This window comes from Pseudomonas veronii, assembly GCF_002028325.1.
Lineage (GTDB): Bacteria > Pseudomonadota > Gammaproteobacteria > Pseudomonadales > Pseudomonadaceae > Aquipseudomonas > Aquipseudomonas veronii.
This window is the reverse complement of the sequence record NZ_CP018420.1, coordinates 2228155-2253725: the sequence shown is the minus strand read 5'-3', so window position 1 is coordinate 2253725 and position 25571 is coordinate 2228155. Positions and strand designations below refer to the sequence as shown.

The window sequence follows — 25571 nt, the reverse complement described above, 5'->3', positions numbered from 1 at the left end:
GATCAAGGCTCTATCGGCACCGGGTAGCGCTTTTATTTTTTGGCTTGCACGCTGTATTCGATCCTATGCCCCCCTACAAACCCCTCGCTATCCCAAATCGGTAGCATCGCCTGCACCGCCCCAAAACAGTTCAGCGTCCAGCACCGTTCCCCGCCGATTTGGGATAACCCTCCGGATGTTCATCCCTGCACTCTAGGGTCGCCGTGCTATGCCCGGATGTCGGCTAGCAACAATAAGAAACGACGGCGCCCACCAGGCTATTACAGCCCATAGAGCCCTCACGCGCAGGAACCCCCAGCCATGCCTTTTGCTCACCTGACTATTCAATGGCGCATCACACTCCTGAGCGGGCTGTGCCTGCTGGCCGTTGTCGCCGCATTGACCGGCGCCTCGCAGTACCAGAATCAACAAAGTGCAGAACTGCTCAAGGCACGCAGCACTCAGTTGCTGGCGCAAGCGGCCACGGAGCACTTGCAGGCCCAGGCGGTTGCCCACGGTCAGCAGGTCGCGCGTTTTTTCAATGAGACGGCGCTGTATGGTGAAGGCTTCGCGCAACAGGTCCTGCAACTGCGCGAACAAACCCTCAATGGCCGCCTCTCGGCGACACAACTGCGCGAGACACTGGTGAACATTACTCGCCAGACACTGCTCAAGCGCGACAAAGTGCTCGGCCTGTACGTGGTGTTGCTGCCCGATGCGCTGGCGGGTGCCGACGCGCAGTTCACCGCGCAACGTGCGTTGGCAGGCAACGAAACAGGCCGGTTCGCGCTGTATTGGTCGCAGAGCCAACCGGGGCAGTTGGTCCAGGAAGTACTCACCGAGCCGCAAATCACCGCCAACCATGCGCCGGCGGGCAGTGAGCCGGAAAACGCCTGGTACGTCTGCCCGCAGGCCCAGGGCCGCACCTGTGTGGTGGCGCCCTATGAAAGCGAGGTGGAGGGCCGCAAAGTCCTGATGAGCAGCATTTCGATTCCACTGATCGCCAACGGCACGACGATCGGCGTGGTCGGCATGGACATCGGCCTCGACACCCTGCAGAAACTCGCGGCCAACCTGCGCCAGGATCTGTACCAGGGCGCCAGCGCAGTCAGCATAGTCGCAAACTCGGGCCAGGTGGCCGGGCGCAGTGGCGAGGTCTCGGGCGCCAGCATCGACATCAGTCAGGCCGTCCAGACCGTGGCGGGCAGCCCACCGTGGACGTTGCAGCTGAAGGTGCCGCAAGCCGTGGCGCAGGCCCCCGTTCGGCAGATGCAGAGCGAACTGGATGCCCAACGCCGCCAGGCCAATTGGCTCAACCTGGGCCTCGGTTTGCTCGCCAGTTGCCTGGGCATGCTGCTGATCTGGCTGGCGGCCTATGGCGTGACGCGCCCGCTGCTGAAGGTGGCCAGCCTGCTTGATGCGATTGTCGACGGCGACGGTGATCTCACCCAACGCCTGCCGGTGGCTCGCCACGATGAGCTGGGCGCACTGAGCAACGGTTTCAACCGTTTCCTGGACAAATTGCAGCCGATCATCCGCGACATCCAATCCGCCTCGCGGGACACGCGCACCAGTGCCGACACGTCCTCGGGCATTGCCCGGGAGGTCAGCGCAGGCATGCAGCGCCAGTACCGTGAAGTGGAACTGGCGGCGACCGCGCTGCATGAAATGAGCGCCAGTGCCCAGGAAGTGGCGCGCCACTCGCACTCTGCCGCCGACGCCGCGAGCGCCGCGGAAAGCGCGAGCCGCTCCGGTCAGGCCGTCTTCGCCAGCGCCGTACACAACATCGAACACCTCGACCAGCGCCTGGACGCCACACTCAAGCAGGTACACGCCCTCGCCGACAGCAGCAGCCAGATCAGCCAGGTGCTGGACGTGATCTGCACCCTCGCTCAACAGACCAACCTGCTGGCCTTGAACGCGGCCATCGAAGCGGCCAGAGCGGGCGAACAAGGGCGCGGTTTTGCGGTGGTGGCCGATGAAGTCAGGCACCTGGCCAGCAACACCCAGAGTTCGGTCGAACAGGTGCGCAACGTGATCGAGAGGTTGCAACAGCTGAGCCAGGAGGTGGTACACAGCACTCAACTGAGTCGCGAACAAGCCGGCAGCAGCGTGATCCAAGTGCAACAGACGCGTGCGGCGCTGCAGAACATCTCCCAGGCCGTGGACGTGATCGAGCAGATGAACCAGCAGATCGCCAGCGCCGCCCTGGAACAAAGCACCGTCGTGGACGATATCAGCCAGCGTGTCAGTGACATCCGAGGCATCAGCGAAACACTCACCACGCGCATGAACGAGGCCTCCAGGGCCAGTGACTCACTGCATGAAATGGCCAACCATCAACAGAACCTGGTGGGCCATTTCCGTGTGTGAGGGGCAATGCAGCACAACTGAGCTACAGTGGCCGGCCTTCGACACTTTACCCATCGAGCCCTGCCCATGACCGCTTCGCGACGCTGGTTGATCCTGGCCATTATTTCCAGCGCATTGCTGCTCATCGTGATTGACATGACCGTGCTGTACACCGCGTTGCCGACACTGACGCGCGAGCTTGGTGCGACGGCGTCGCAGAAACTGTGGATCATCAATATCTATGCGCTGATCGCCGCCGGGCTGTTGCTGGGCATGGGCACGCTCGGCGACCGCCTGGGGCATAAACGACTATTTATCGGGGGCTTGAGTGTATTTGGGCTGTGCTCGCTGATCGCAGCCTTCTCGCCTTCGGCCAGCGTATTGATCGGCGCGCGGGGGTTCCTGGCGGTCGGCGCAGCGATGATGATGCCCGCCACATTGGCCCTGGTCCGGTTGACGTTCACCGACGAGCGCGAACAGGCCATGGCGTTCGGGATCTGGGCCTCGGTGGCCTCGGGGGGCGCGGCGTTCGGGCCGGTGGTGGGTGGCTTGTTGCTGGAGCATTTCTGGTGGGGCTCGGTGTTTCTGATCAACGTGCCGATTGTGCTGCTGGCGTTGCTCGTCGGCGTGCTGTTGATCCCCGACCACCCAGGAAACCCAGAACGACGTTGGGATTGGCTGGGTTCGCTGCAGGTGATGATCGGGTTGATCAGCATGGCGTATGCCGTCAAGGAACTCGGCAAACGCCTGCCCTCCTTCGACGCCATGCTGGTGGCGGTCGTGCTCGGTGCGCTCTGCCTCACGCTGTTCATTCGGCGCCAACGCCGAGCGACGCAACCGATGCTCGATCTGTCGTTGTTCAGCACGCCCGGATTCAGAAATGCCGTGATTGCAGCGCTCGTGTCCGCCGCCGCCTTGATTGGCATGGAACTGGTGTTCAGCCAGCGCCTGCAGCTGGTGCTGGGCCTGTCGCCGCTGGACGCGGCGCTGTTCATCCTGCCGCTGCCACTGGGTTCCTTCGTCGCCGGCCCGCTTGCCGGCTACTACCTGCCGCGCCTGGGCAACCAACGCATGCTGTTCTGGACATTGCTGCTGTCAGCCGCCGCGATGCTGGCCTATGTGTCGCTGTACAACGCCGCAGTGCCGCTGCAAATCGTCAGCCTGGCGCTGCTGGGCCTGACCATGGGGGCGGCACTGACCGCAGCGTCGAGCACCATCATGCTCAGCGTGCCCGCCGACAAGGCCGGCATGGCCGCCTCCCTTGAGGAAGTCTCGTTCGAACTGGGCGGTGCGGTGGGCGTGACACTGGCAGGCAGCCTCTTGTCAGCGATCTACGCGTACTCGACAGGCCTGATGATCCCGTCATGGCTGAGCCGAAACCCCATGACATTCGAGAGCCTCGACGACGCGCTGAAAGTCGCCGAGACCTTGTCACCCGAGGGCGCCGCCATGCTGACGGCGTTCGCCCGTGCGGCGTTTGATGCAGGCTTCGTGGTCGTGCTGGTGACGATGGCGATACTGTTGTTGATGGCCGCACTGCTGGTCAAGCTGAGCCGGCAGGCGCAGTGAAACCGCGCCCTTGGGCTCGATCAGCGGCTCACCACACGGCGATATGCGAATCCGTCCGCGGCTCGGTCCCCCCGCACAGCACGCCGCTGACCGGGTCGCGCAGAATGATCTGCCCACGCCCGTAGTCGGTCAGGTCGCTGTCGGTCTGCACCTTATGCCCGCGCCGCGCCAATGCATTGACCAAGTCCCGCGAAGCGCCGTGTTCGATGCCGACCTTCATGTCGCCCAGCCATTGCCAGCGCGGTGCGTCCAGGGCCGCCTGGGGGTTGAGGCCGAAGTCCACCAGGTTCATCACCATCTGCACATGGCCCTGGGGCTGCATGTAGCCGCCCATCACGCCGAACGGTCCGAGAGCCTGGCCGTCCTTGGTGAGAAAGCCCGGGATGATGGTGTGGAAGGTTTTCTTGCCCGCGGCCAGGCAGTTGGCGTGGGCCGGATCGAGGCTGAATTCCTGCCCGCGATTCTGCAGGGCGATGCCGCTGTCGGGCAGCACCACGCCGGAGCCGAAGCCGTGGTAGTTACTCTGGATGAACGAAACCATATTGCCTTCGGCGTCCGCCGTGGCCAGGTATACCGTGCCGCTGGCGTGGGGGTCGCCGGGCTTGGGCGGCTGCGCCTGTTCACCGATCTGGCTGCGGCGGCGCGTGCTGTAGGCGTCGCTCAGCAGATCGGCCACCGCCACACGCATATGCTGGGGGTCGGTGATGTAGTGCAGGCCGTCGCTGTAGGCGAGCTTCATCGCTTCCAACTGACGGTGCCAGGTCTGTTGGCTGTCGCGGTGATCGAAGCTGAAGCCTTCAAGGATCTTCAGCGTCATCAATGCCACCAGCCCCTGCCCGCTCGGCGGAATTTCCCAGACGTCCACGCCGCGATAATTGATATGGATCGGCGCCACCCACTGCGCGCGGTAATCCTTGAGGTCGCTGGCGCGCAGGTAGCCGCCGCTGGCGCGGGAGTGCGCGTCAAGGCGCTCGGCCAAGGCGCCGCGATAGAGGCTTTCGCAGCGGGTCGCGGCGAGTTCTTCCAGCGTGCGGGCCTGGGCCGGGTTGCGGAAGATCTGCCCGGCCTGTGGTGCGCGCCCGTCGATCAGGAACGTGTCGAACCAGGCGTCCAGCACCGCGTCGCGATGGGGGCTGAATTCGTTCAGGGCGATCTGCCATTGATGGGCGACCACCGGCGACACGGGGAAACCGTCGCGCGCCAGGCTGATCGCCGGTTGCAGCAGTTCGGCAAAGGGCAACTTGCCGAAGCGTTGCGACAGCTCCGCCCAGGCCGATGGACAACCGGGCACGGTGACCGGTGTCCAGCCGTACAGCGGCATCCGCTCATGGCCCGCCGCCTTGACCGCCTCGATGTTCAAGGCGGCCGGCGCGTGGCCGTTGCCGTTCAGGCCGTGCAACTGGCCCTTGCACCACACCAGGGCAAAGGCATCGCCGCCCAGGCCGCAGCCGGTGGGTTCCACCACGGTGAGCGCCGCCGCCGTGGCGATGGCGGCATCGATGGCATTGCCGCCCTTTTGCATGATCTCGATCCCGGCCTGGGCGGCCAGCGGTTGGGACGCCGCGACCATGCCGCGACGGGCGAAGACGCTTTGGCGTTGCGACGGATAAGGGTACTCGTGAGCAGAAAATTTCAACATGGCAAAGGCTCTTCAAAAAAAGTCATAACACGCGGCTGAGAAAGGCTCGGGTACGCGGATGGCTGGGGTGGCTGAAGATCTGTTCCGGCGGGCCCTGCTCGATCAGTTCGCCCTGGTCGAGCACCACCACGCGGTCGGCCACTTCACGGGCGAAGCCCATCTCATGGGTGACCACCACCATGGTCATGCCCTCCTCGGCCAGTTCCTTCATCACCTGCAGCACTTCGCCGACGGTTTCCGGGTCGAGGGCGCTGGTGGGCTCGTCGAACAGCATCGCCTGGGGCTTCATCGCCAGCGCGCGGGCGATCGCCACCCGTTGCTGCTGGCCGCCGGAGAGCATCGACGGGTAATGGCTGGCCTTGTCCGCCAGGCCGACCCGCGCCAGCAGGCCACGGGCCTGTTCCAGCGCTTGCGCACGCGGCGTGCCGAGCACCTGGATCGGCGCTTCGATGATGTTTTCCAGCGCGGTCATGTGCGGGAACAGGTTGAAACGCTGGAACACCATGCCGATGTCGCGACGCTGACGGGCGATGTTACGCTCTGAATCGCGCACCAGGCTGCCGTCGCTGCGCTCGCGATAACCCATGGCGCGACCGTTGACGCGGATGCGCCCGCCCTGGATGTCTTCCAGCAGGTTGATGCAGCGGATAAAGGTGGTCTTGCCGGAGCCGGAGGCGCCGATCAGCACGACTACCTCGCCACGGCGTACTTGCAGCGAGATGCCCTTGAGAATCGGCAATGTACCGAACGACTTGTGGATATCCAGCGCTTCGATGATCAGTTCTTCACTTTGGTGCGCCATGGTTAACGTCCCCTCAGCAGTTTCAGGGTGCTGCGCCCGAACAGGCGGCTGGACGCCGTCGGCGGCGCGGTGGGCCGGTCGGACTGGCTGAAGCGCGTCTCCAGCCAGCGTTGGAAAAAGCCCCACAGTGTCGTCAGCGTCAAGAAGTAGAGGGCGACCACCAGGTACAGCTCAAATACGCGGAAGGTCGCCGAGGTGATCATCTGCGTACTGAGCAGCAGCTCCTGCACACCGATCACGCTGACCAGGGTGGTGTTCTTGAGCATCACGTTGAACTCATTGCCCAGCGGCGGCACGATCACCCGGAAGGCCTGGGGCAGCACGATGCGCCGCATCAGCTTGGCGAAGCCCATGCCCAGGGAACGCCCGGCTTCGTATTGGCCCTTGTCCACCGCGCCGATACCGGCGCGGATGATCTCGGCCATGTACGCGCCTTCGTTGAGGCCCAGGGCGATGATGGCCGCCTGGATATTGCCGGGCACGATCAGGCCGAACAGCTCGATGTCCTCGAAGCGGAAAATCCCGCCCGCCGCCAAAGCGGTGTACAGAAACACGATCTGCACCAGCAACGGCGTACCGCGCATCAACCACACATAAAAGCGCACCGGCAGGTGCAACAGCGGGTTCTTCGACAAGCGCAGCAGCGCCGCCGCCAGCCCCAACACGCAGCCGAGCAGCATCGCCAGCACGCTGATCAGGCAGGTCAACCAGAGCCCGGTGAGGTACACCCCGCTGGGCTGTAGCAGGTACTGCCAGAACACATCCCAATTGAAATTCATCGCAGGTTTGCCTCAGTCGAGTGTGTCGCTGCTGACATGCCATTTGTCCAGCAACCGCACGTAGCTGCCATCGCTGCGCATGTCGCTGATGATCTGCTGCACGGCGGCGGTCAGTTGCGGGTCGTCCTTGCGCATGCCCAGGCCAGTGAGGATGCGACTGAACGCCGGCACGCCTTCCTGGAACAGGTCCGGGGCCATGGCCGCGTAGTAACCGGCGGTTTCCACGGTGGTGCCGTAGGCGTCGACCTGGCTGATGCGCAGGGCCTGGAACGCGTCGGTGTCGGTGTTGTAGACCACCAGCTTCATCGGTGGCTTGCCGGCCTTGGTCAGGCTGTCGTTCTGGGTGTCCAACAGGGTCTTGATGGTGGAACCGTTGAGCACTGCCACTTTGTGCGCAGACAGGTCATCCAGGGTCTTGATGCCCTTGGGGTTGCCCTTGGGCACCACCACCGACTGGCTGGAATACATGTAGTTGACGATGTCGATCACCTGTCGCCGTTCGGGCTTGTCGAACAGTTGATCGACAATCATGTCGCACTGCTGGGCGAGCAACGCCGGCACCAGCCCGGAGAACGGAATCACCCGCCATTGCACCTGTTTGTCGCCCAGGCGCTTGGCGATTTCCACGCCGAGGTCGACGGTGAGCCCGCGCGGTTTCTGGGTTTCGTCGAAGGACACCAGGGGCGGTGAATCCATCCCCGAGCAGTAGATGAGCTTATCGACTTTCTGCAGACGCTCCGGCACCTGGGGCGCAGCGAAGGCCCATGGGGTACAGAGGCCGAGAGAGAGAGCCACCAGCAAGGCGCGGCGTTTATGCATGACCAGACACTCCAGTTCGTTGAATAACGGGGGCAGGACTCAACGTCAACACACAGGCGGGCTTGGGCCCGCTTCTATTGTTCCGATTGCAGGAATTGAATCAGCGCCGGCACGGTGCCTTCGATGTGCTCGCGCACCACGGCTTCGGCGCGCGCCGCGTCACCGGCACGGATGGCGTCGAGGATCACCGCGTGTTCCTGGCGCGCGCTGAGGGGTTTCTCACCGTGTTGCAACCACAAGCGCATGGGCGCCTCGACCAGTGAGTACAACGCCGAAATCTGCTTCATCAGCCGCGGCCGGCCGCTGAGGCTGCACAGGTATTCATGGAACGCGCGGTGCCGGCTGACCCACACGGCGCTTTCGTCGCGGTAGTCGTCCATTTCGTCCAGCAAGCGCTCCAGGGCCGCCAGTTGGCGCTCGCCGATACGACCGACCGCAACACGCACCGCCAGGCCTTCGAGGGCGCTGCGCATCTCGAAGACTTCGTGCAGCTCATCGATATCCAGGCCGCCGACGATGGCGCCGCGGTTGGGGCGCAAGGTCACCAGGCCCTGGGCATCCAGGCGGCGGAACGCTTCACGCACCGGCATGCGGCTCATACCGATTTCACTGGCGATGTCTTCGGCAATCAGGCGGTCGCCCTTGCGGTAGCGGCCGCCGCAAATGGCATTGAGCAGGAAGTTGTAGGCCTCTTCCTCGGCAGTCAGGGGCTGACGGTCAACGTAAGCGGGGGCAAATTGCATTCGGCGGTACCTTTGCATTTTTGTATCCAATTATCCATAAATTCAAAAATGCACGAGGCGTGCCAGGTTCTGGCCTGTCGACTTAAGTGATTGATTTAAATGTAGTCGTCGGATACTTCGCAGTCGCCCATCCGATTCTGTCCGGACGATGTGCTACTAAAGAGGACAGTCCATGCACTATCCGTGAGCAGATCGGCAGCACCGTAACAACTGGATCGTCAGGCCCGCGCGCAGACGGCGATGGCGGCACGTGCGGTGTGCGACGGTAACTCGGCGAACAGCGCGTGGTACTCCGCGGCGAAATGGCTGAGGTGATAGAAGCCCCATTGGGCAGCGATATCGCCGATCGAGAGCTCCGACGCGCGGGTGGACATCAAGGTCCGGCGCACACCGTTGAGCCTCACGGAGCGCAGGTAGTTCAGGGGCGTGGTCTCGGCGACCGCGCGAAAGCTGTTCTGCACGGTGCGCCGACTGACTTGCAGGCGCTGGCACAAGTCGTTCACGCTGGGCACGCTGTTCAACTGCGCCGTCGCCAGACGGTGGCATTTCTCGACGATGAAACTTCCCGTGGAACTTGGGCTGCGTTGCTGCTTGTCACAGGCCGGGTCGGTCAAGAGTTGCAGCAGCTCGCCAAGCATGGCCTGTTCCAACGCCTGCTCCCGCTCGCGGTCTCGCGTGCTGTCGAGCGCTTCGTGCATCAGGGCCTGGGAGAACATCGCCAGCAAGCGCCGACGAGCGCCGGCAACGCGCTGCGTGGACACCCTGATCACCGGCTGACGCAGCAACTGGCCGACCTCCTTCGCCGACGCCGTTTGCGCCAGTGCCTGCTCGAACAATTCACGCTCGAACGTGATGGACAACAACTCCATGCCCATCGGCATATGGAACATGAACTCCTCGCCACCGTGAAGGAAGAACAGGCTGCTGTCGTCCACCTCCCGCCCTTGCATCCGAACCGAACCCGGCACGGTGATCGGCACGGCAAAACACATCTTGCCTCGCGGCGCCGCGCCGTGTTGCACGACGCGCTGGTTGATCTGCTCGCGAAACACATGGCAACCGGCAGTCGACAGTTGCATGAGCGAACTCTCAGCCGAACCCGCGGTTAATTGACTGTAGTCCTGGCTCCATTCCTCGATGGTGGCCGCATGCACATGGATATCTTGAAAGTGGCTGATGAGCGGGTTTTTCATGGTGCCGAAAGCCTCTGCCAATATTCTTTTTTTTTGAGCATTCTTCCCGGCGATATTCGCACATAGCGCAAAACCTGCACATTCCTTTGTGCACGCCTCAATTCGCGGGGCGGCGCGCTCACGGCAGCCGTCTCAAGTGCCAATTCGGGCTAACGGCAAGCGGCGCGCCATAGGGATGATCGGCATACCTGAATCCTTGCACTGCGCGGATGCCCCGCGAGGCACTGGCCTCCTTCAAGGCTTGAGCGGTTCACACCGGTCCTCCATCACTTAGGCCTCAAACATGACTGAACATTTGAATCACTTCATCGCCGGCACTGGCGTCGAAGCCTCCGACGGCCGGCGCATTGCCCTGGTCAACCCCGTGACAGAACAGGTGTACGGCAGCTGCGCACGCGGCACGGCCGAAGACGTGGACCGCGCCGTAGCCGCCGCGCAGCGCCAACTCGAACATGGCGCCTGGCGCCAGCTCGATGGCGCCCAGCGCGGGCGGCTGCTGGTGAAACTGGCAGACCTGGTAGAGCGCGACACCGACATGCTGGCCGACCTGGACGCCGACGCCATCGGCCGTTCGCCGCTCGAACCGCGCCGGCTGGACGTCCCCAACGCGGTCGCCAACCTGCGTGCCGCCGCCGGCTGGGCCAACCAGTTGGAGGGGCGCACCATTCCCACTGGCGGCTACTTCGGCACCAAGACGCTCTCGTACACAGTCCGCGAGCCGGTGGGCGTAGTCGGTGCGATCGTGCCCTGGAACTCGCCGCTGATGATCACCGTCTGGAAACTCGCGGCGTTGCTCGCCGCCGGCTGCACCGTGGTCATCAAGCCTTCGGAAGAAACGCCGCAGTCCGCCCTGCACCTGGCCGCGCTGGCTCAGGAAGCGGGTTTCCCCGATGGCGTGATCAACGTGGTCACCGGCTACGGCGCCGAGGTGGGCCGTGCGTTGTGCGAACACCCGCACGTCGCCAAGATCAGCTTCACCGGCAGCCCCGAGGCGGGACGCGAGATCCAGCGCACCGCCGGTGTGCTGTTCAAGCACGTGGCCTTGGAACTGGGCGGCAAGAGCCCGCAGATCGTCTTCGACGACGCGCCCTTTGACGACGCGCTGCGCGGTTGCACCCTCGGGTTGTTCGCCAACCAGGGCCAGGTCTGTGCCGCCGGCTCGCGCATTTTGGTGCAGCGCGGCATTGCCGAGCGTTTCGCCGCAGCGCTGGCCGAGGCGGCGCGAGCGGTCAAGGTCGGCGATCCGCGCGAACCCGGCGTACAGATGGGCCCGGTGGCCAAGAAAGCGCAATTCGATCGCGTGAACCGTTACATCCAACTGGGCATCGACCAAGGCGCTACTCTGCTCGCCGGTGGCGTTTCGACGCCTGAGCGCGGCTGGTTTGTCCGGCCGACGATCTTCGCCAACGCCAACAACGAGATGGCGATCGCCCGCGACGAAATCTTCGGCCCCGTCGGCACCGTGATCACGTTCGACAGCGAAGACGAGGCTGTCGCACTGGCCAACGATTCCACCTACGGCCTGGCCGCCACGGTGTGGACCACCGACCTGGCGCGCGCGCATCGCGTGGCCGCGGCGGTGAAGGTCGGCGCCGTGGGTGTCAACTGCTGGAGCCCGCTGGATGCCAACCTGCCCTGGGGCGGTGTCAAGACCAGTGGCATCGGACGCGAGGGCGGTTTCGGCGGCGCGATGGCCTACACCGAGGAGAAGGTCATCACCGTGCTGCTGCCCACCTGAAAAAAATCGGGCCTGACCGCCCCGCCGCCGCTGAGGCCTTTGATACCCATGGAGAGACCACGATGAACCCGACTGACGAACAGAGCACCGATCGGTATCCGACGTCCCTGCGCATGTTGCACTGGCTGCGCGCCGCACTCGTCGCCGGCCTGCTCTGGGCCGGCTGGCATATGACCGGCATGCCTGACGAAGTGGCAAGCAAGTTCGAGCTCTATTACCCCTGGCACAAGTCCTTCGGGGTGCTGACGTTCCTGGTGGTGCTGGTTCAGATCGCCCTGCGGTTGCACAGCCCCAGGCTGCCACAGCCGCCGGGAACGCTGGCGAAGCATGAGCGGTTTGTGTCGAGACTGGCGCAACGCGTGATGTATGCGCTGCTCGTGATCGTGCCGCTGATGGGTTACTCGATGTCGAGCACCTACACGATGAGCGACGGGGTGTTCTTTTTCGGGATCAACCTGCCGGAGCTGCTGGCGAAAAATGACGACTGGTTCGTCGTCTTCCAGTGGCTGCACAAGGTACTTGCGTATACCTTGCTCGGGCTGATCCTGTTGCACATCGCCGGTGCGCTCAAGCACCGCTTCTACGACAAAGACCCTCGTAGCGACGTGCTGCGCCGCATGTTATGAATTGGCGCACGCCAACAACGCCGGCCAGCAGCGAACCCAACGCTGGAAGTTGACGGCCGACGCGTTACCTCTCAGGCTGACCACGCGCCGCCTCGCCCGCTCGGTGCGTGGTGGCTGACGTTCCCCGACCCACCATTACACAGGTAGGTACTCATTTGAAGTGGAGCAGTAACGCTTGGAATTAAGACAACTGCGCTATTTCGTCAACATTGTCGAACACGGCAGCCTGGGCCGCGCAGCCCTTGAGCTGGACGTGGGCGTGTCGGCGCTGAGCCAGCAGATCGCCAAACTCGAAAGCGAACTCTCGACCCGCCTGCTGAACCGCACGACCACCGGCGTCACACCGACCCCGGCCGGCATGGCCTTCCTGCACCATGCGCAGTTGTGCTTGAGGCAAGCCGAGAATGCGATCCTGGCGGCACACCGTGGGCGGATGAGCGGGTATGTCACCGTGGGCTTGCCGCCCACCACGGCCACGGTGCTTGCCCTGCCCTTGATCAATGCGATGCGCGCGCGGTATCCGGATATTCAGTTGCACCTGATCGAGATGCTGTCCGGGCATCTGGCCACGCAACTCAATGCCCGGCAAATCGATCTGGCCATTTTGTTTCAACTTGAAGGGGGCAAGCGCTGGAGCGTGACGCCGCTGCTTGACGAGAAACTGTTTGTCATCTGCTCGCCACACTTGCCGGATGCCCCGCAAGGAAGCTCTGTGCAAATGGCGGACCTGGGGCAACTGCCACTGGTGATGCCGAGTGCGCAACACGGTTTGCGCTCAACGCTGATGGCGGCGTTCGAGCGGTCGGGGTTGACGCCCAACATCATCATGGAGGTGGATGGCCTGGCCGTGTTGATGAACGCTGTACGCGCCGGCCACGCGGCCACCATCCAGCCCGGCGCGGCGGTGGCGCTCAAAGGCGAGTCGGGGCTTTCGGTGGTGGAAATCGCCGATGCTCATGTCGGCCGGCGAAACCTGTTGGCGACACTGCCGGATGATGAGCTGGCGCCCGCGGCACTCGCGGCGCGGCTGGTCATCACCGATGTGGCGCGGCAGCTGGTGATCGATCATCAATGGCCGGGCGCCTCGTGGATCGAAGACATCACGCCCTGATCTCCAGCCGCCCTCGCCCGCGCTTCAGGGCCAGCGGCAACCCGCAAAGCCTTTACGAAAACTAAACACCCCAACCGCTAACGCGCCTTTCGACCCAACGCTCGCTGCCCTAAGGTCTCGCCACTCGCGAGGAGCCCTTCGTTCACGCCTCCTCGCGATCGAGGAGTGATGATGATCGACGTATTAGTCATTGGCGGCGGCAATGCCGCCTTGTGCGCGGCGTTAATGGCCCGAGAGGCCGGCGCCAGCGTGATGTTGCTTGAAAGCGCGCCCAAAGCCTGGCGCGGCGGCAACTCGCAACACACCCGCAACCTGCGCTGCATGCACGACGCGCCCCAGGATGTATTGGTCGAGGCCTACCCCGAAGAGGAGTATTGGCAGGATCTGCTGAAAGTCACCGGCGGGATGACCAACGAGAAGCTCGCTCGTCTGGTCATCCGCGCCTCATCGAACTGCCGTGACTGGATGCGCGCCCATGGCGTGCATTTTCAGCCGTCGTTGTCCGGCGCGCTGCATGTCGCGCGCACCAACGCGTTTTTCATGGGCGGCGGCAAGGCGTTGGTGAACGCGTATTACCGCAGCGCCGAGCGGTTGGGCGTGAACATCCGCTACAACGCGCAAGTGACCGACATCGAATTGAACGGGGGAACATTTGTCGCGGCCCACCTGAGCGCGCGCGATGCCGAAGGGCAACGTCTGCCCGCCGAACGTATCCAGGCCAGGACGTGCGTGCTGGCGGCGGGCGGGTTCGAATCCAACCGCGAATGGCTGCGTGAAGCGTGGGGGCAAAACGAGCGCGGCGAGTGGCCTTCGGACAACTTTCTGATTCGCGGCACGCGCTTCAATACCGGCGTACTGCTGCGGCGCATGCAGCAACTGGGCGCCGATTTTATCGGCGACCCGACCCAGGCGCACATGGTGGCCATCGACGCCCGCGCACCGTTGTATGACGGCGGCATCTGCACGCGTATCGATTGTGTATCGCTGGGCGTGGTGGTCAATCGCGACGGCGAGCGCTTCTATGACGAGGGCGAGGATTTCTGGCCCAAGCGCTATGCGATCTGGGGGCGCCTGGTCGCGGGGCAGCCCGGTCAACAGGCTTATTCGATCATCGACCAACAAGCCATCGGTCGGTTCATGCCGCCGGTGTTTCCGGGCACCAAAGCCAACTCGCTGGAAGACCTGGCGCGCCAGCTGAAGCTCCCGGTGGCGCCATTTGTCAGCACCATCCAGGCCTACAACGCGGCCTGCCGCGTCGGTACGTTCGACCACACCGCCCTGGACGATTGCCGCACCGAAGGTTTGACGCCCGCCAAAACCCATTGGGCCCGCCCATTGGTCAAGCCCCCCTTCTGCGCCTACCCGCTCAAGCCGGGCGTGACCTTCACCTATTTAGGCCTCGCCACCGACGCTACCGCCGCCGTTCGCTTCAACGGCCAGGCGAGCCCGAACCTGTTCGTCGCCGGAGAAATGATGGCTGGCAACGTATTGGGCAAGGGCTACACCGCCGGCATCGGCATGGCCATCGGCACCGCATTCGGTCGCATTGCCGGCGTGCAAGCCGCCGCCGCGGCCGGCTTCATCACCCCTTCATCCCAGGAGCCGCAACATGCAGCTGTTTGATCCCAAGGCGCCGGGCACGCTGATTCCCGTCCTCAACCTTGATGAAAGTGAAGTCCAGCGACAAATGACGGTCTGCAATGCCTGCCGTTATTGCGAGGGCTTCTGCGCGGTATTCCCGGCCATGACCCGACGCCTGGAATTTTCTCAGGCGGACATCCATTACCTGGCGAACCTTTGCCATAACTGCGGTGCGTGCCTGCATGCCTGCCAGTACGCCGCACCGCATGAATTTGCGATCAATGTGCCCAAGGCCATGGCCAAAGTCCGCCTCGACACGTATGCCGAGTACGCCTGGCCGCAAGCGATGGGCACGTTATACCGGCGCAACGGGCTGACCCTGGCGCTGGCATCCGGCGCGGGGCTGGCGCTGTTCCTCTGCCTGACGTTGATGATGATGGGCAATCTGTTCACGGCAATGCCCGGGGGGAATTTCTACGGAATCTTCCCGCATAACACCCTGGCCCTGATGTTCGGCGCAGTGTTTGGTTTCGCGGTGCTTGCATTGGCGATCGGCGTGCGGCGCTTTTGGCGCAATGTCTCGCCGGTCGAGGCCTCCTGCCAGCAAACAACATCGGCGGCCCTGGAAGCGAGCGCCAATGTGGCCACGCTCAAGTACCTGGATGGTGGCCACGGCGAGGGCTGCAATAACGCCGATGATCGATTCACCTTGTGGCGGCGGCGCTTCCATCACTTCACCTTCTACGGCTTCATGCTGTGCTTCGCCGCCACCGGCGTGGCCACGCTCTACCATTTCCTGCTGGGCTGGTCGGCGCCCTACCCCGTCTTGAGCGTGCCGGTGATGCTCGGCATCGTCGGCGGGTTCGGGTTGCTGGTCGGCCCGGCGGGGCTCTTGTGGTTGAACCTGCGGCGCAACGCCGAACACGGCGATGAACAGCAGAAGCCCATGGATCGCGGCTTCATCGCACTGTTGTTTCTCGTCAGCGCCAGCGGCCTGGCACTCCTGGCGTTTCGCGAAAGCATGGCCCTGGGCCTGTTGCTGGCGATCCATCTCGGCCTGGTCATGGCTTTTTTCCTGACCATGCCCTACAGCAAATTCGCCCACGGCATCTTCCGCAGCGCCGCGCTGCTCAAGTACTCCATCGAAAAACGTCAACCCAACCCCATCAACGCCGCAAGCGACTGATCGTCAAGACCGTCATTCCAAAAACAAGATTGATCACCACGGTAGCCATAATGAAAACAACAACACAAAACACCCCGTCCAAGGGTTCAAAACTGGGCGCCATCCTGCGGGTCACCAGCGGCAACTTTCTCGAACAGTTCGACTTCTTTCTGTTCGGGTTCTACGCGACCTACATCTCCCAGACGTTCTTTCCTGCCACCAGCGAGTTCGCTTCGCTGATGATGACCTTCGCCGTATTCGGCTCCGGGTTCCTGATGCGTCCGCTGGGCGCTATCGTGCTGGGGGCGTACATCGACAAGGTGGGACGGCGCAAGGGCCTGATCGTAACGCTGTCGATCATGGCGGCCGGGACGGTATTGATTGCACTCGTGCCCGGCTACGCCAGCATCGGAGTGGCAGCACCGGTATTGGTGTTGATGGGACGACTGTTGCAGGGCTTCTCCGCCGGGGCGGAGATGGGGGGCGTTTCGGTGTACCTGGCTGAAATCGCCACGCCGGGCCGCTGCGGGTTCTACACCAGTTGGCAATCGGCCAGCCAACAAGTGGCGATCATTCTTGCGGCAGCGCTGGGTTACACGATCAACGCGTCCATGGCAGCCGCCGAGGTAGCTGCCTGGGGCTGGCGCATCCCGTTCTTTATCGGCTGCGTGATCATCCCGTTCATCTTCATCATTCGCCGTTCGTTGCAGGAAACCGAGGCGTTCAAAGCACGCAAGCATCACCCAACGGCCAATGAAGTGTTCCGCTCAATGCGCGACAACTGGCGCACGGTACTGGCTGGCGGTCTGTTGGCGTCGATGACCACCACCACGTTCTACCTGATCACCGTCTACACCCCGACTTTCGGCCGTTCGGTACTGAACCTGAGCACCACCGACAGCCTGGTGGTCACGCTCTTCGTCGGCCTGAGCAACTTCATTTGGTTGCCCATCGGCGGCACACTCTCCGACCGTATCGGCCGGCGCCCGTTATTGCTGGCGATCTCTTTGTTGTGCCTATGCACCGCTTACCCCGCCATGCATTGGCTGGCCGCCGCGGCCAGCTTCGAACGACTCCTCAGCGTGCTGCTGTACTTCTCGTTCTTCTTTGGCATTTACAACGGCGCAATGGTTGCCGCGCTGACTGAGGTGATGCCGCAGAACGTCAGGGTCGTCGGGTTCTCCCTGGCGTTCAGCTTGGCGACCGCAGTGTTTGGCGGCTTTACACCCGCCGTATCCACCCTTTTGGTGCAAGTAACCGGCGATAAGGCATCACCGGCCTACTGGCTGATGTTTGCGGCGTTGTGCGGGTTCACCGCGACGACGATCTTGTATCGCAAGCAAAACGCGGTGACGGTCAACGCCTGATAAGCGCGGTATCCCTGCAGGGAGGCCTCAGATTCTGAATTGCCCCAGCAAGCCTTGCAGGCGGCTGCCGATCGCATACAACTCATCGACGGTCTGGACGCCCTGCTGCGTCTGGTTGGCAACCGCGTCGATGGCGCGTGCGATCTGATGCACTCCGCGGTTGATCTCTTCAGCCACCGCGGTTTGCTCTTCCGCGGCACTTGCGATTTGCGCGTTCATTGCATTGATCGTGGCGATCAGCTCGACCGTGTTGCCCAGAAACTCACCCGCCTGGTCGGCCTCGGCGTTAGCGCCCTGGGCGGCTTCGGTGGATTGGTGCATGGCCGTGACCACCCCGCCGGTAGCGCTCTCCAGACGCTCGACCATCGCTTGGATTTCCTGGGTACTGCGCTGAGTGCGACTGGCTAACGCCCTCACTTCATCGGCAACCACGGCAAACCCGCGCCCGGCCGCACCGGCACGCGCGGCTTCGATGGCCGCATTGAGGGCTAAAAGGTTGGTCTGTTCGGCAATCGAGCGAATGACGTCCAGCACGGTGACGATAGACGTCACGTCGTTTTGCAGATTCTGCATCGACAGGCCACTCTCATCCAGCTCGACCGTCAGTGCCTGAATGCGCGCAATACTGCCGTTGACGATCTGCCTGGCGTGACGGGACTGCCTGTCGGTCTCGACCGCTGCGTTTGCCGCATTGTGCGCGCTGGCCGAGACTTCCTGCGCCGCCGATGACATCTGGTTTATCGCCGCGGCCACTTGGTCGGTTTCCAGGCGCTGCCGATCCATGGCCCGGTCAATCTGCCGGCTCTGCTCGGCCACATGGCTGACAGACCCGGTCAACTGTTCGCTCATCGCGACGATCTGGCTGACCAGGCTGTGAATCTTTTCGATAAAGGCATTGAACGAACCGGCCAGTTGCCCCAGTTCGTCGCGACTCACAAGCGGCAGCCGCCGCGTCAGATCCCCCTCGCCCGCGGCGATTTCATCGAGGTGAGCGCGGATCAAGGTCAAGGGCCGTAAGCTGCGCTTGACCAGCAGAAGCGCGAGTGCCCCGATGATGCCGATCAGCGCGGCAGCGATAAGCGCAATGCTGAGCATCAAGTGGTGTATGCGCAGCTCGACATCGGCCCGCACGTTGGCGACCTGGGTTTCAATGCTGTCCAGATTGACCGCGGTGACGACAACCATGTCCCACTTGGGCAAATAGAAACTGTAAGCGAGCTTGGGCACCACCTTATCGGTGTTGACGACCCCACCCGAATAGGTGACGAAGTGCGTTTGGTTTTTGGCCGCTTCGACCATCTCGCGGTTCAGGTACTTCCCGTTGATGTCTTTGCGATCACTCATGTTGGTGCCGACGCCTTCGCTGCTGTCACCGCGAAACAGGCGCACGACCTGACTGTCATAGCCGATGAAATACCCGTCATCGCCATACTTCACGTTGGACAGTCGGCTGATTGCCAAGGCTCGCCCGGAAAGGTCCCCGGCAGCCGCCCGCTCATACAGTTCGGTGATGGACGTCTGAGCGATGCTCGCGTAATCCTTGAGTCGGGTGCGGCTTTCCTCGAGCAGCCGCTCACGGGTCTGTGCGACTTCCTGCTCGGCCTGGGCCTGCAACGTGCTGCGCGCGCTCAACCCTAAAACCAGCGCAAACAACAGCACCGGCAATAAGGTCAGCAACAGTATTTTGGTTTTGAACGACATTATTTGATTCCTTCACCCCGATCCTATGAAGCCGCCGATGCAAAAGCGGCCCGCGAATGTCGCGTGGCCGCGAATGTCGCGTGGCCGCGAGCAGTGGATCACCAGAGCGCGATGTCGTAGGTGAAGTAGATCCGATTACTGTCACGACCACGGGAGAAATCCGAGCGGTAGACGTAATTGCGCAGCTTCACTCCCAGGCCTTTGAAGGTGCCTTGCTGCACCACGTAGGCCAGTTCGGCATCGCGTTCCCATTCCTTGACCGTGGTGTTGGACTTACCGTCGTTACCGCTCAGGTAACGCGTGGAAAAGGTCAGGCCAGGGACACCCAGGGCGGCGAAGTTGAAGCCGTAGTTGAGCATCCAGGTCTTCTCGTCCTCTTCGATAAACTTACCGATACCGGCGTTACTGAACGAATAGACGGTCGCGCCACTGATGTATGGCAACCCGGCATCCCCGCTGAGGGTCTGATACCCGCCACCGAAGGTATGCCCGGAAATGGCGTAGGACAGTTGCCCACTGAGCATGTTGTTATCGATCTTGCCGCCGTAGGCAGAGCCGCTATCGACACTGTTGAAGTAGCGCAAATCACTGGTCAGCACGCCGCCGCCCAAGGGTAGATCGTGCTGGATGCCGGCAAAATGCTGCCGGTAGAAGTTCTCCAGTTCGCCGTAGAAGTAACTCAGGCGAATGTTTTTCCCCAGCTTGTATTCTCCGCCGGCATAACTGAAGTCTCCGGATTCAGCGCCGCTATAGCCGTCGGGCACAATCGGCATGCTGTCGGTGGAGTCACGCAGCTTGAATCGATCGAGGTGGCCCCCGGTGAGGCTGAGGTTCTCGATGTCGAGGCTGTTGATCTGTGCGCCTTGGTAGGTTTGCGGCATCAGACGCGCATCGTTGTAGATCAGTACCGGTGTCTTGGGCAGCAAGGTCCCGTATTTGAGCGTGGTCTTGGCCAGTCGGGCCTTGGCGGTCATGCCCAGGCTGGCGAACTCGTCGGCCGCACGCCCGTCAGCGTGAACCGGCAACAAGCCTGTACCGCTGCGGCCACGTCCGGAGTCGAGCTTGACCCCAAGCAGGCCCAGGGCATCCACCCCAAACCCAACGGTGCCTGGGGTGAATCCCGACTGGTAATCCAGCAGGAATCCCTGGGCCCATTCGGTGCGTTCGCTCTTGGCGGTCCTGGCCGATCGGGCACTCAAGCCATGCTCGTCGCGAAAGTTTTCATTGAAATAGACGTTGCGCAATTGCAGCTTGAGCTTGCTGTCATCGATAAATCCTTCGGCGCTGGCACTGGCCAGCGGCAACAAACCAAGCAGTGAAAACAGCACCCGTTGGGTATGTACAGTGTTCATAGCAAACTACTCATTGTTGTTATTTGGCGTGCAGGAGATCGCGCGCCTCGCGGGTGAGGCGCGTCAGTGAAAAACAGGAGGTTGGGTTGAATCAGGTGAAGAGACTGATCGCCCCGGTCAACAAAGCCAGCGCCGTGATGACCAATGAGGTGAGCACGGCCCACTTGACGGTGGCTTTCTGGAAATCGCCGATATCGCGATCGACCATCCCGACCAACAACAGGGTCGAGGCGACCAACGGGCTCATCAGATGCACCGGCTGCCCCAGAATCGATGCGCGGGCGATCTCCAGCGGATCAATGCCGTAGGCCGCGGCGGCGTTGGCCAGGATAGGCACCACGCCGAAGTAGTAGGCATCGTTGGACAGGACGAACGTCAGCGGCATGCTGGTAACGGCCACGACCAGCGGGAACAGGTGCCCCCAGGACGGCGGAATCCAGTCAACCAGTGTCTGCGCGAGAGAATCGACCATCTTCGTGCCAGAGAAAATCCCGGCAAAGATGCCCGCGGCAAACACCAACAATACGACCGTCATGGCGTTGCCCGAATGGGCAAGGATGCGTTCCTTCTGAATATCCAGTTGCGGATAGTTGATCATCAGCGCCAGGACGAACCCGATCAGGAACAGGATCGCGGAATGCATGATCCCCATCACCAGCGCGACCATCACCGCGATGACCAGCAGCAGGTTGACGTAGGCCAGTTTCGGGCGCTTGTGCGGCGTGTCCTCGAGTATTGCGTTGATGTAGCAGTTACCGCCGCCGCTCTCCAATTGAATGTTACCGATGCGCTTGCGCTCGGCGCGGCCCAGCAGGAACGCGGTGAACACCACCCACATCGCGCCGCCGATCATGGTCGGCAGCAAGGGTACGAAGTAGGCCCCGGCATCCAGGCCCAGTGCCGCGATCGCGCGGGTCGCGGGCCCTCCCCAGGGGGTCATGCCGCTCATGATGCTCAGCGAAAGCATGGAAATGGTCGCCAGAATCATCGGGTTCATGCCGATGCGCTTATACAGCGGAAGCATGGCTGCGCAGGTGATCATGTAGGTGGTGGTGCCGTCACCGTCCAATGCCACCACCAGCGAAAGCAACGCGGTGCCGACAGCGATTTTCATCGGGTCGCCGTTGACGCGCTTGAGGATCTTGCGAATCAGCGGGTCAAACAGGCCGGCGTCGATCATCAAGCCGAAAAACAGGATCGCGAACAGCAGGAGCGCGGCCGACGGTGCGACCATTTTCAAGCCGTCGAGCATCATCTTGCCGGTAGTGCCGCCGAAACCGCCAATCACGGCAAACACTATCGGAACCAGCGTCAGGGCGACAATCGGCGACAGCCGTTTAGTCATTATCAGGAAGGTGAAAACCACCACCATGGCCAAGCCAAGCAATGCGAGCATAAGTCAGTTCTCTTGTTCTTATAAGTAACGGGGCCGATGCACAGGCGCACGACTCCGCGCCCGCCAGTTGTGCCTGGCGGGGAGTGTTTATTTGAGGTGTTTAAGGTGTCTGGGCGCAGCCGCGACCGGTCAGACGCGGTCCGTGACCGTCACACCATCCCAGTCCGGGTTCTGGGCCTGGGCCGAGATGGCAATGGGGGAAGGTTTGCCGTCCAGCGTCCGCATCAGTACTTCGCGATCGCAGGCATTTTCCGAGAGGGACATCACCACGGTCGCCACCGCATTACTGGCCAGGCTGGTCAAGGCCCGGGCTTCCGACATGAAGCGGTCGATACCGATCAGCAGGGCAAGGCCGGCCAAGGGAATGTCGTGAATGACCGTCAACGTTGACGCCAGTGCGACAAAACCGGAGCCGGTGACACCGGCGGCGCCTTTCGAGGACAGCAGCATGATTGCCAGCATGGTCACGGTCTGGGTCAGGCTCAGATCGATGTTGCAGGCCTGGGCAATGAACACCGCCGCCAGCGAGAGGTAGATCGCCGTACCGTCGAGGTTGAACGAGTAACCCGTGGGCAGCACCAGCCCGACCACGCCTTTGTTGCAACCCAGGGCCTGGAGTTTTTCCAACATCCGCGGCATTACCGGCTCGGTGGACGACGTGCCGAGGACCACCAGGAACTCTTCGCGCAAGTAGCGCAGCAACTTCCACAGACTGAAGCCATGCGCGCGGCAGATGCTCCCCAGCACCACAAACACGAAAAATGCGCAGGCGATGTACAGCGTCATGATCAGCTTGGCCAACGAGCCCAACGAGGTAATGCCGTACTGCCCGACCGTGAACGCCAAGGCACCAAAGGCACCGATCGGCGCGAAGCGCATCAGGTAGGAGAAGATCTTGAAGACCATGTGCGAAGCGGACTCCAGTACATCCAGTAGCGGCTTGCCGCGCTCGCCAATGGCCGAAAGCGCAAACCCGCACAGCACCGCAATGAATAGAACCGGCAGCACCTCACCTTTATTGAAAGCACCGATGAACGTGTCGGGGATGATGTGCATGAAAAACTCGACCACGCCCAGCTTCGCCGCAGAATCGGTGTAGTGCGACAGCCCCTTGGTGCTCAACTGGGTAGGGTCGATGTTCATGCCCACACCGGGCTTGAACAGATAGACCGCCACTAGGCCGATGATCAGGCTGATCACGGTCAGGCCCAGGAACAGCAACAGGGTCTTGCTCAACAAACGCCCGAGGGAGCGCTTGTCGCTCATGCCGGCGATACCGGTGACGATGGTGCAGAACACCACGGGAGCGATCATCATCTTGATCAGCTTGATGAAGGCATCACCCAGCGGCTTCAAGGCTATGGCCTGTTGTGACCAGAAATGCCCGACCAGCACGCCCAACAGCACGGCGAAGAGAATCTGGACGTAGAGCGATTTTACAAACTTCATGGCATCACCCATTTTTAGAATTGTGCTGATGCAGAAACGACAATGACTAAAGGACGTTATCCGGCAAGTCGTTGGGAAGCCGCGGCGTAGACATAACCGGAGAACAGCCTGCGCGATGTTCGCACTACCGAAGCGCGAATTGTCTCACCCTGAGCCCCGGTGTAGGACAGTACAACGTCTATTGCGCCACTGGGATGTTCAATTCGAACGTGTTTCAAGCGCGGCTCACTCACCCCGCCAAGCAATTGAGCAATCACGCTGCCTTCGCTGACGCACGCGGTGGCCAAGCCGATAGAGCCGGTAATCGCCAGTGCCCGGTGGCAGTTGTGCGGCATGAAATAGCGCACCTGAAGGGTGCCGCCCGCCTTGGCCGGCGACACCAGTACGGGCTTGGGGATCACTTTATCACTGACGTCGCCCAACCCCATGGCCAGGCCGGCTTGCAGCCGCAGAGACTCCAGGCGCCCCAGGAAGGCTTTGTCGGCATCCAGTTCAGCAGGGCTTTCATCCCCACGTTTACCCAATTGGCCAGCCTCGATGATCATCATCGGCATCGCCATGTCGATGCAGGTCATCGGGACACCGTCGATCAGGTCCTGAGTCTGCCCCGTCGGGAACAGCTTGCCGGTTTTGCTGCCCGCGGCATCCAGGAAGGTCAGCTGCACGGGAGCGGCAGTCCCCGGCACGCCATCAATGGCGGTGTCGCCTTCATAGCTGACGGTCCCCTCGGGAGTGTGTACGTCTGCGTTCACAAACGTCCCCGTGTTGAGGTTGCGAATACGCACACGCGTCAGGCCTTTAGACGCCTTGACCAGCCCCTGCTCGACCGCAAACGGGCCAACGGCGCAAAGCATATTGCCGCAATTGGGTGCGGTATCGACTCGACGCTGGGAAACCATGACCTGCACGAACAAATAGTCGACATCCGCGTCCGGGTGCAGCGATGGGCTGACGATGGCGACCTTGCTGGTTTGCGGGCTCCCACCGCCAATGCCGTCAATTTCCAGCTCATGGCCGGAGCCCATCAGGTTGAGCAGCAGCTCATCACGCTGTTCGATCGCATCAGGCAGGTCCCAGGCGAGAAATACTGGCCCCTTGGACGTACCGCCGCGCATAAGCACACAAGGAATTCGTTGCATGACCACTGACTCTTATTGATCAATCGGGTTGATTAATGCTCTTGAGGCAAGAGTCGCAGGCTTTAAAAAATGTTTCCAATGCAAATATCAGCCTGATTATTGCGTTTAACGAATGACAAACCTAGGATGATTGAACGCCGCCGCCCTCTTCCATCGAGTTATAAAAAATGCAATATGAGCTAAATGACATACGATCGTTCGTGAAAATCGCCGAACTCGGGAGCTTCCACGAGGCTGCCGATGCATTGCACCTGTCCCAGCCGGCGCTGAGCCGGAGGATGAAAAAACTGGAGGAAGGCTTGGGGACCGCCCTTCTCGATCGCACCACCAGAAGGGTGAGTCTCACGAGCGTTGGTCGGGACTTTCTACCCAAGGCACGCCGCCTGCTGGACGACTTCGACGACTCGATACTCAACATCCGAGAGCTGGCAGAGCGACAGAGCGGACGGGTCACCCTTGCCTGCATCCCGACCGCAGCCTTTTACTTCCTGCCTTCGGTCATCCGCCTCTACAACGAGCGCTATCCGCAAATCCGTATCCGCCTGCTCGATCTCAGCGCCAACGAAGGCCTGGAGGCCGTGCTGCGCGGAGAAGCCGACTTCGGCATCAACATGATGAGCGGCCAGCACCCCGACATAGAATTTGTGCCATTGGTCGACGAGCCTTTTGTATTGGCGTGTCGACGCGATCATGAACTGGCGGAACGTAGCGCGGTGACCTGGTCTGAACTCAGCAACTACCGCTTGATCGGCGTCGGACGCCTGAGCGGCAACCGGATGTTGCTCGACCATGCCTTGTCGGGCTTGAGCTGGCGCCCGCAGTGGTTCTATGAGGTGCAACACCTTTCGACGTCGCTGGGCCTGGTGGAAGCCGGCCTCGGCGTCTCGGCCGTGCCGAGCCTGGCGATGCCTGCCGTGGATCATCCGACGTTGGTCAGCATCCCGTTGATAGAGCCCATTGTGAACCGTTCATTGGGACTGGTTTACCGCCGGGGAGCCTCGTTATCCCCAGCGGCGGAGAAATTTGTTTCGATTCTGCTTGAGCAATGGGAGAAGTGAATGGGTTCTGCTG

Annotated in this window: 20 protein-coding genes and 1 pseudogene; 10 read left to right on the top strand and 11 right to left on the bottom strand. The window is 62.1% G+C overall.

What is annotated here, in order from left to right; all coding sequences use genetic code 11:
* Positions 1–300 precede the first annotated feature (300 nt).
* From PverR02_RS33065 to PverR02_RS10490, 3 genes and pseudogenes are all read left to right on the top strand, one after another.
* Positions 301–1494, top strand: a pseudogene (locus PverR02_RS33065) (PDC sensor domain-containing protein); the annotation flags it as partial.
* 102 nt (positions 1495–1596) lie between these two features.
* Entirely contained in the window at positions 1597–2352 is a 756-nt protein-coding gene (locus PverR02_RS33060) for a methyl-accepting chemotaxis protein (RefSeq protein WP_370737511.1), read from the top strand.
* Positions 2353–2418: 66 nt separating this feature from the next.
* Complete coding sequence (locus PverR02_RS10490; protein ID WP_079443270.1) at positions 2419–3900, top strand: MFS transporter; 1482 nt, start codon at positions 2419–2421, stop codon at positions 3898–3900.
* A gap of 28 nt (positions 3901–3928) precedes the next feature.
* Here the strand turns inward: PverR02_RS10490 and PverR02_RS10485 are convergent, their stop codons facing one another.
* The 6 genes from PverR02_RS10485 to PverR02_RS10460 all read right to left on the bottom strand — a co-directional run bounded on the left by PverR02_RS10485 (position 3929) and on the right by PverR02_RS10460 (position 9875).
* Positions 3929–5539, bottom strand: a complete 1611-nt coding sequence (locus PverR02_RS10485; RefSeq protein WP_079443269.1) for a gamma-glutamyltransferase family protein — start codon at positions 5537–5539, stop codon at positions 3929–3931.
* A 22-nt stretch (positions 5540–5561) separates the two neighbouring features.
* Positions 5562–6341 carry an amino acid ABC transporter ATP-binding protein gene (locus PverR02_RS10480; RefSeq protein WP_046384098.1) on the bottom strand — a complete coding sequence of 260 codons (780 nt, stop codon included), beginning with the start codon at positions 6339–6341 and terminating at the stop codon, positions 5562–5564.
* A gap of 2 nt (positions 6342–6343) precedes the next feature.
* Positions 6344–7120, bottom strand: a complete 777-nt coding sequence (locus PverR02_RS10475) for an amino acid ABC transporter permease (protein ID WP_046384099.1) — start codon at positions 7118–7120, stop codon at positions 6344–6346.
* 12 nt (positions 7121–7132) lie between these two features.
* The gene (locus tag PverR02_RS10470) at positions 7133–7939 is read right to left on the bottom strand and encodes an ABC transporter substrate-binding protein (protein ID WP_046384100.1); all 807 of its coding nucleotides are present in this window, start codon (positions 7937–7939) and stop codon (positions 7133–7135) included.
* 74 nt (positions 7940–8013) lie between these two features.
* Entirely contained in the window at positions 8014–8682 is a 669-nt protein-coding gene (locus PverR02_RS10465; protein WP_046384101.1) for a GntR family transcriptional regulator, read from the bottom strand.
* Between the two features lie 218 nt (positions 8683–8900).
* Positions 8901–9875, bottom strand: coding sequence for a helix-turn-helix domain-containing protein (locus PverR02_RS10460; protein WP_046384102.1), 975 nt, complete (start codon positions 9873–9875; stop codon positions 8901–8903).
* A gap of 283 nt (positions 9876–10158) precedes the next feature.
* Here PverR02_RS10460 and PverR02_RS10455 point away from each other — a divergent pair, with 283 nt between their 5' ends.
* The 6 genes from PverR02_RS10455 (at position 10159) to tcuC (ending at position 17463) form a co-directional block, all read left to right on the top strand.
* Complete coding sequence (locus PverR02_RS10455; protein WP_079443268.1) at positions 10159–11613, top strand: aldehyde dehydrogenase family protein; 1455 nt, start codon at positions 10159–10161, stop codon at positions 11611–11613.
* Positions 11614–11675: 62 nt separating this feature from the next.
* Entirely contained in the window at positions 11676–12239 is a 564-nt protein-coding gene (locus PverR02_RS10450; protein WP_046384104.1) for a cytochrome b, read from the top strand.
* A gap of 175 nt (positions 12240–12414) precedes the next feature.
* On the top strand, positions 12415–13350 hold the full coding sequence (locus PverR02_RS10445; RefSeq protein WP_017846943.1) for a LysR family transcriptional regulator: 936 nt from the start codon (positions 12415–12417) through the stop codon (positions 13348–13350).
* A 171-nt stretch (positions 13351–13521) separates the two neighbouring features.
* On the top strand, positions 13522–14973 hold the full coding sequence (gene tcuA / locus PverR02_RS10440) for an FAD-dependent tricarballylate dehydrogenase TcuA (protein WP_079443267.1): 1452 nt from the start codon (positions 13522–13524) through the stop codon (positions 14971–14973).
* Positions 14960–16117, top strand: coding sequence for a tricarballylate utilization 4Fe-4S protein TcuB (gene tcuB, locus PverR02_RS10435; protein WP_046483275.1), 1158 nt, complete (start codon positions 14960–14962; stop codon positions 16115–16117). The genes tcuA and tcuB overlap by 14 nt, the downstream gene beginning before the upstream one ends.
* A 50-nt stretch (positions 16118–16167) precedes the next feature.
* Positions 16168–17463: an MFS transporter gene (tcuC, locus tag PverR02_RS10430; protein ID WP_104903574.1), complete on the top strand. Its 1296-nt coding sequence runs from the start codon at positions 16168–16170 to the stop codon at positions 17461–17463.
* 27 nt (positions 17464–17490) lie between these two features.
* Here the strand turns inward: tcuC and PverR02_RS10425 are convergent, their stop codons facing one another.
* From PverR02_RS10425 to PverR02_RS10405, 5 genes are all read right to left on the bottom strand, one after another.
* Positions 17491–19164 carry a methyl-accepting chemotaxis protein gene (locus tag PverR02_RS10425; protein WP_079443266.1) on the bottom strand — a complete coding sequence of 558 codons (1674 nt, stop codon included), beginning with the start codon at positions 19162–19164 and terminating at the stop codon, positions 17491–17493.
* Positions 19165–19262: 98 nt separating this feature from the next.
* Entirely contained in the window at positions 19263–20516 is a 1254-nt protein-coding gene (locus PverR02_RS10420) for an OprD family porin (RefSeq protein WP_079443265.1), read from the bottom strand.
* Between the two features lie 91 nt (positions 20517–20607).
* Positions 20608–21912, bottom strand: a complete 1305-nt coding sequence (locus PverR02_RS10415) for a CitMHS family transporter (RefSeq protein WP_017846932.1) — start codon at positions 21910–21912, stop codon at positions 20608–20610.
* Positions 21913–22041: 129 nt separating this feature from the next.
* The gene (gene dctA / locus PverR02_RS10410; protein ID WP_046384114.1) at positions 22042–23373 is read right to left on the bottom strand and encodes a C4-dicarboxylate transporter DctA; all 1332 of its coding nucleotides are present in this window, start codon (positions 23371–23373) and stop codon (positions 22042–22044) included.
* Between the two features lie 44 nt (positions 23374–23417).
* Complete coding sequence (locus tag PverR02_RS10405; protein WP_046384115.1) at positions 23418–24500, bottom strand: 4-oxalomesaconate tautomerase; 1083 nt, start codon at positions 24498–24500, stop codon at positions 23418–23420.
* Positions 24501–24667: 167 nt separating this feature from the next.
* Here PverR02_RS10405 and PverR02_RS10400 point away from each other — a divergent pair, with 167 nt between their 5' ends.
* On the top strand, positions 24668–25558 hold the full coding sequence (locus tag PverR02_RS10400) for a LysR family transcriptional regulator (RefSeq protein ID WP_017846929.1): 891 nt from the start codon (positions 24668–24670) through the stop codon (positions 25556–25558).
* The last annotated feature ends 13 nt before the right edge of the window (positions 25559–25571 follow it).

Coding starts and splice junctions, on each gene's coding strand:
- PverR02_RS10490 (WP_079443270.1), top strand. CDS start 2,419: ATGACCGCTTCGCGACGCTGGTTGATCCTGGCCATTATTTCCAGCGCA.
- PverR02_RS10400 (WP_017846929.1), top strand. CDS start 24,668: ATGCAATATGAGCTAAATGACATACGATCGTTCGTGAAAATCGCCGAA.
- PverR02_RS10420 (WP_079443265.1), bottom strand. CDS start 20,516: ATGAACACTGTACATACCCAACGGGTGCTGTTTTCACTGCTTGGTTTG.
- tcuA (WP_079443267.1), top strand. CDS start 13,522: ATGATCGACGTATTAGTCATTGGCGGCGGCAATGCCGCCTTGTGCGCG.
- PverR02_RS10450 (WP_046384104.1), top strand. CDS start 11,676: ATGAACCCGACTGACGAACAGAGCACCGATCGGTATCCGACGTCCCTG.
- PverR02_RS10485 (WP_079443269.1), bottom strand. CDS start 5,539: ATGTTGAAATTTTCTGCTCACGAGTACCCTTATCCGTCGCAACGCCAA.
- PverR02_RS10405 (WP_046384115.1), bottom strand. CDS start 24,500: ATGCAACGAATTCCTTGTGTGCTTATGCGCGGCGGTACGTCCAAGGGG.
- PverR02_RS10455 (WP_079443268.1), top strand. CDS start 10,159: ATGACTGAACATTTGAATCACTTCATCGCCGGCACTGGCGTCGAAGCC.
- PverR02_RS10425 (WP_079443266.1), bottom strand. CDS start 19,164: ATGTCGTTCAAAACCAAAATACTGTTGCTGACCTTATTGCCGGTGCTG.
- tcuB (WP_046483275.1), top strand. CDS start 14,960: ATGCAGCTGTTTGATCCCAAGGCGCCGGGCACGCTGATTCCCGTCCTC.
- PverR02_RS10465 (WP_046384101.1), bottom strand. CDS start 8,682: ATGCAATTTGCCCCCGCTTACGTTGACCGTCAGCCCCTGACTGCCGAG.
- PverR02_RS10460 (WP_046384102.1), bottom strand. CDS start 9,875: ATGAAAAACCCGCTCATCAGCCACTTTCAAGATATCCATGTGCATGCG.
- PverR02_RS10475 (WP_046384099.1), bottom strand. CDS start 7,120: ATGAATTTCAATTGGGATGTGTTCTGGCAGTACCTGCTACAGCCCAGC.
- PverR02_RS10470 (WP_046384100.1), bottom strand. CDS start 7,939: ATGCATAAACGCCGCGCCTTGCTGGTGGCTCTCTCTCTCGGCCTCTGT.
- dctA (WP_046384114.1), bottom strand. CDS start 23,373: ATGGGTGATGCCATGAAGTTTGTAAAATCGCTCTACGTCCAGATTCTC.
- tcuC (WP_104903574.1), top strand. CDS start 16,168: ATGAAAACAACAACACAAAACACCCCGTCCAAGGGTTCAAAACTGGGC.
- PverR02_RS33060 (WP_370737511.1), top strand. CDS start 1,597: ATGCAGCGCCAGTACCGTGAAGTGGAACTGGCGGCGACCGCGCTGCAT.
- PverR02_RS10415 (WP_017846932.1), bottom strand. CDS start 21,912: ATGCTCGCATTGCTTGGCTTGGCCATGGTGGTGGTTTTCACCTTCCTG.
- PverR02_RS10480 (WP_046384098.1), bottom strand. CDS start 6,341: ATGGCGCACCAAAGTGAAGAACTGATCATCGAAGCGCTGGATATCCAC.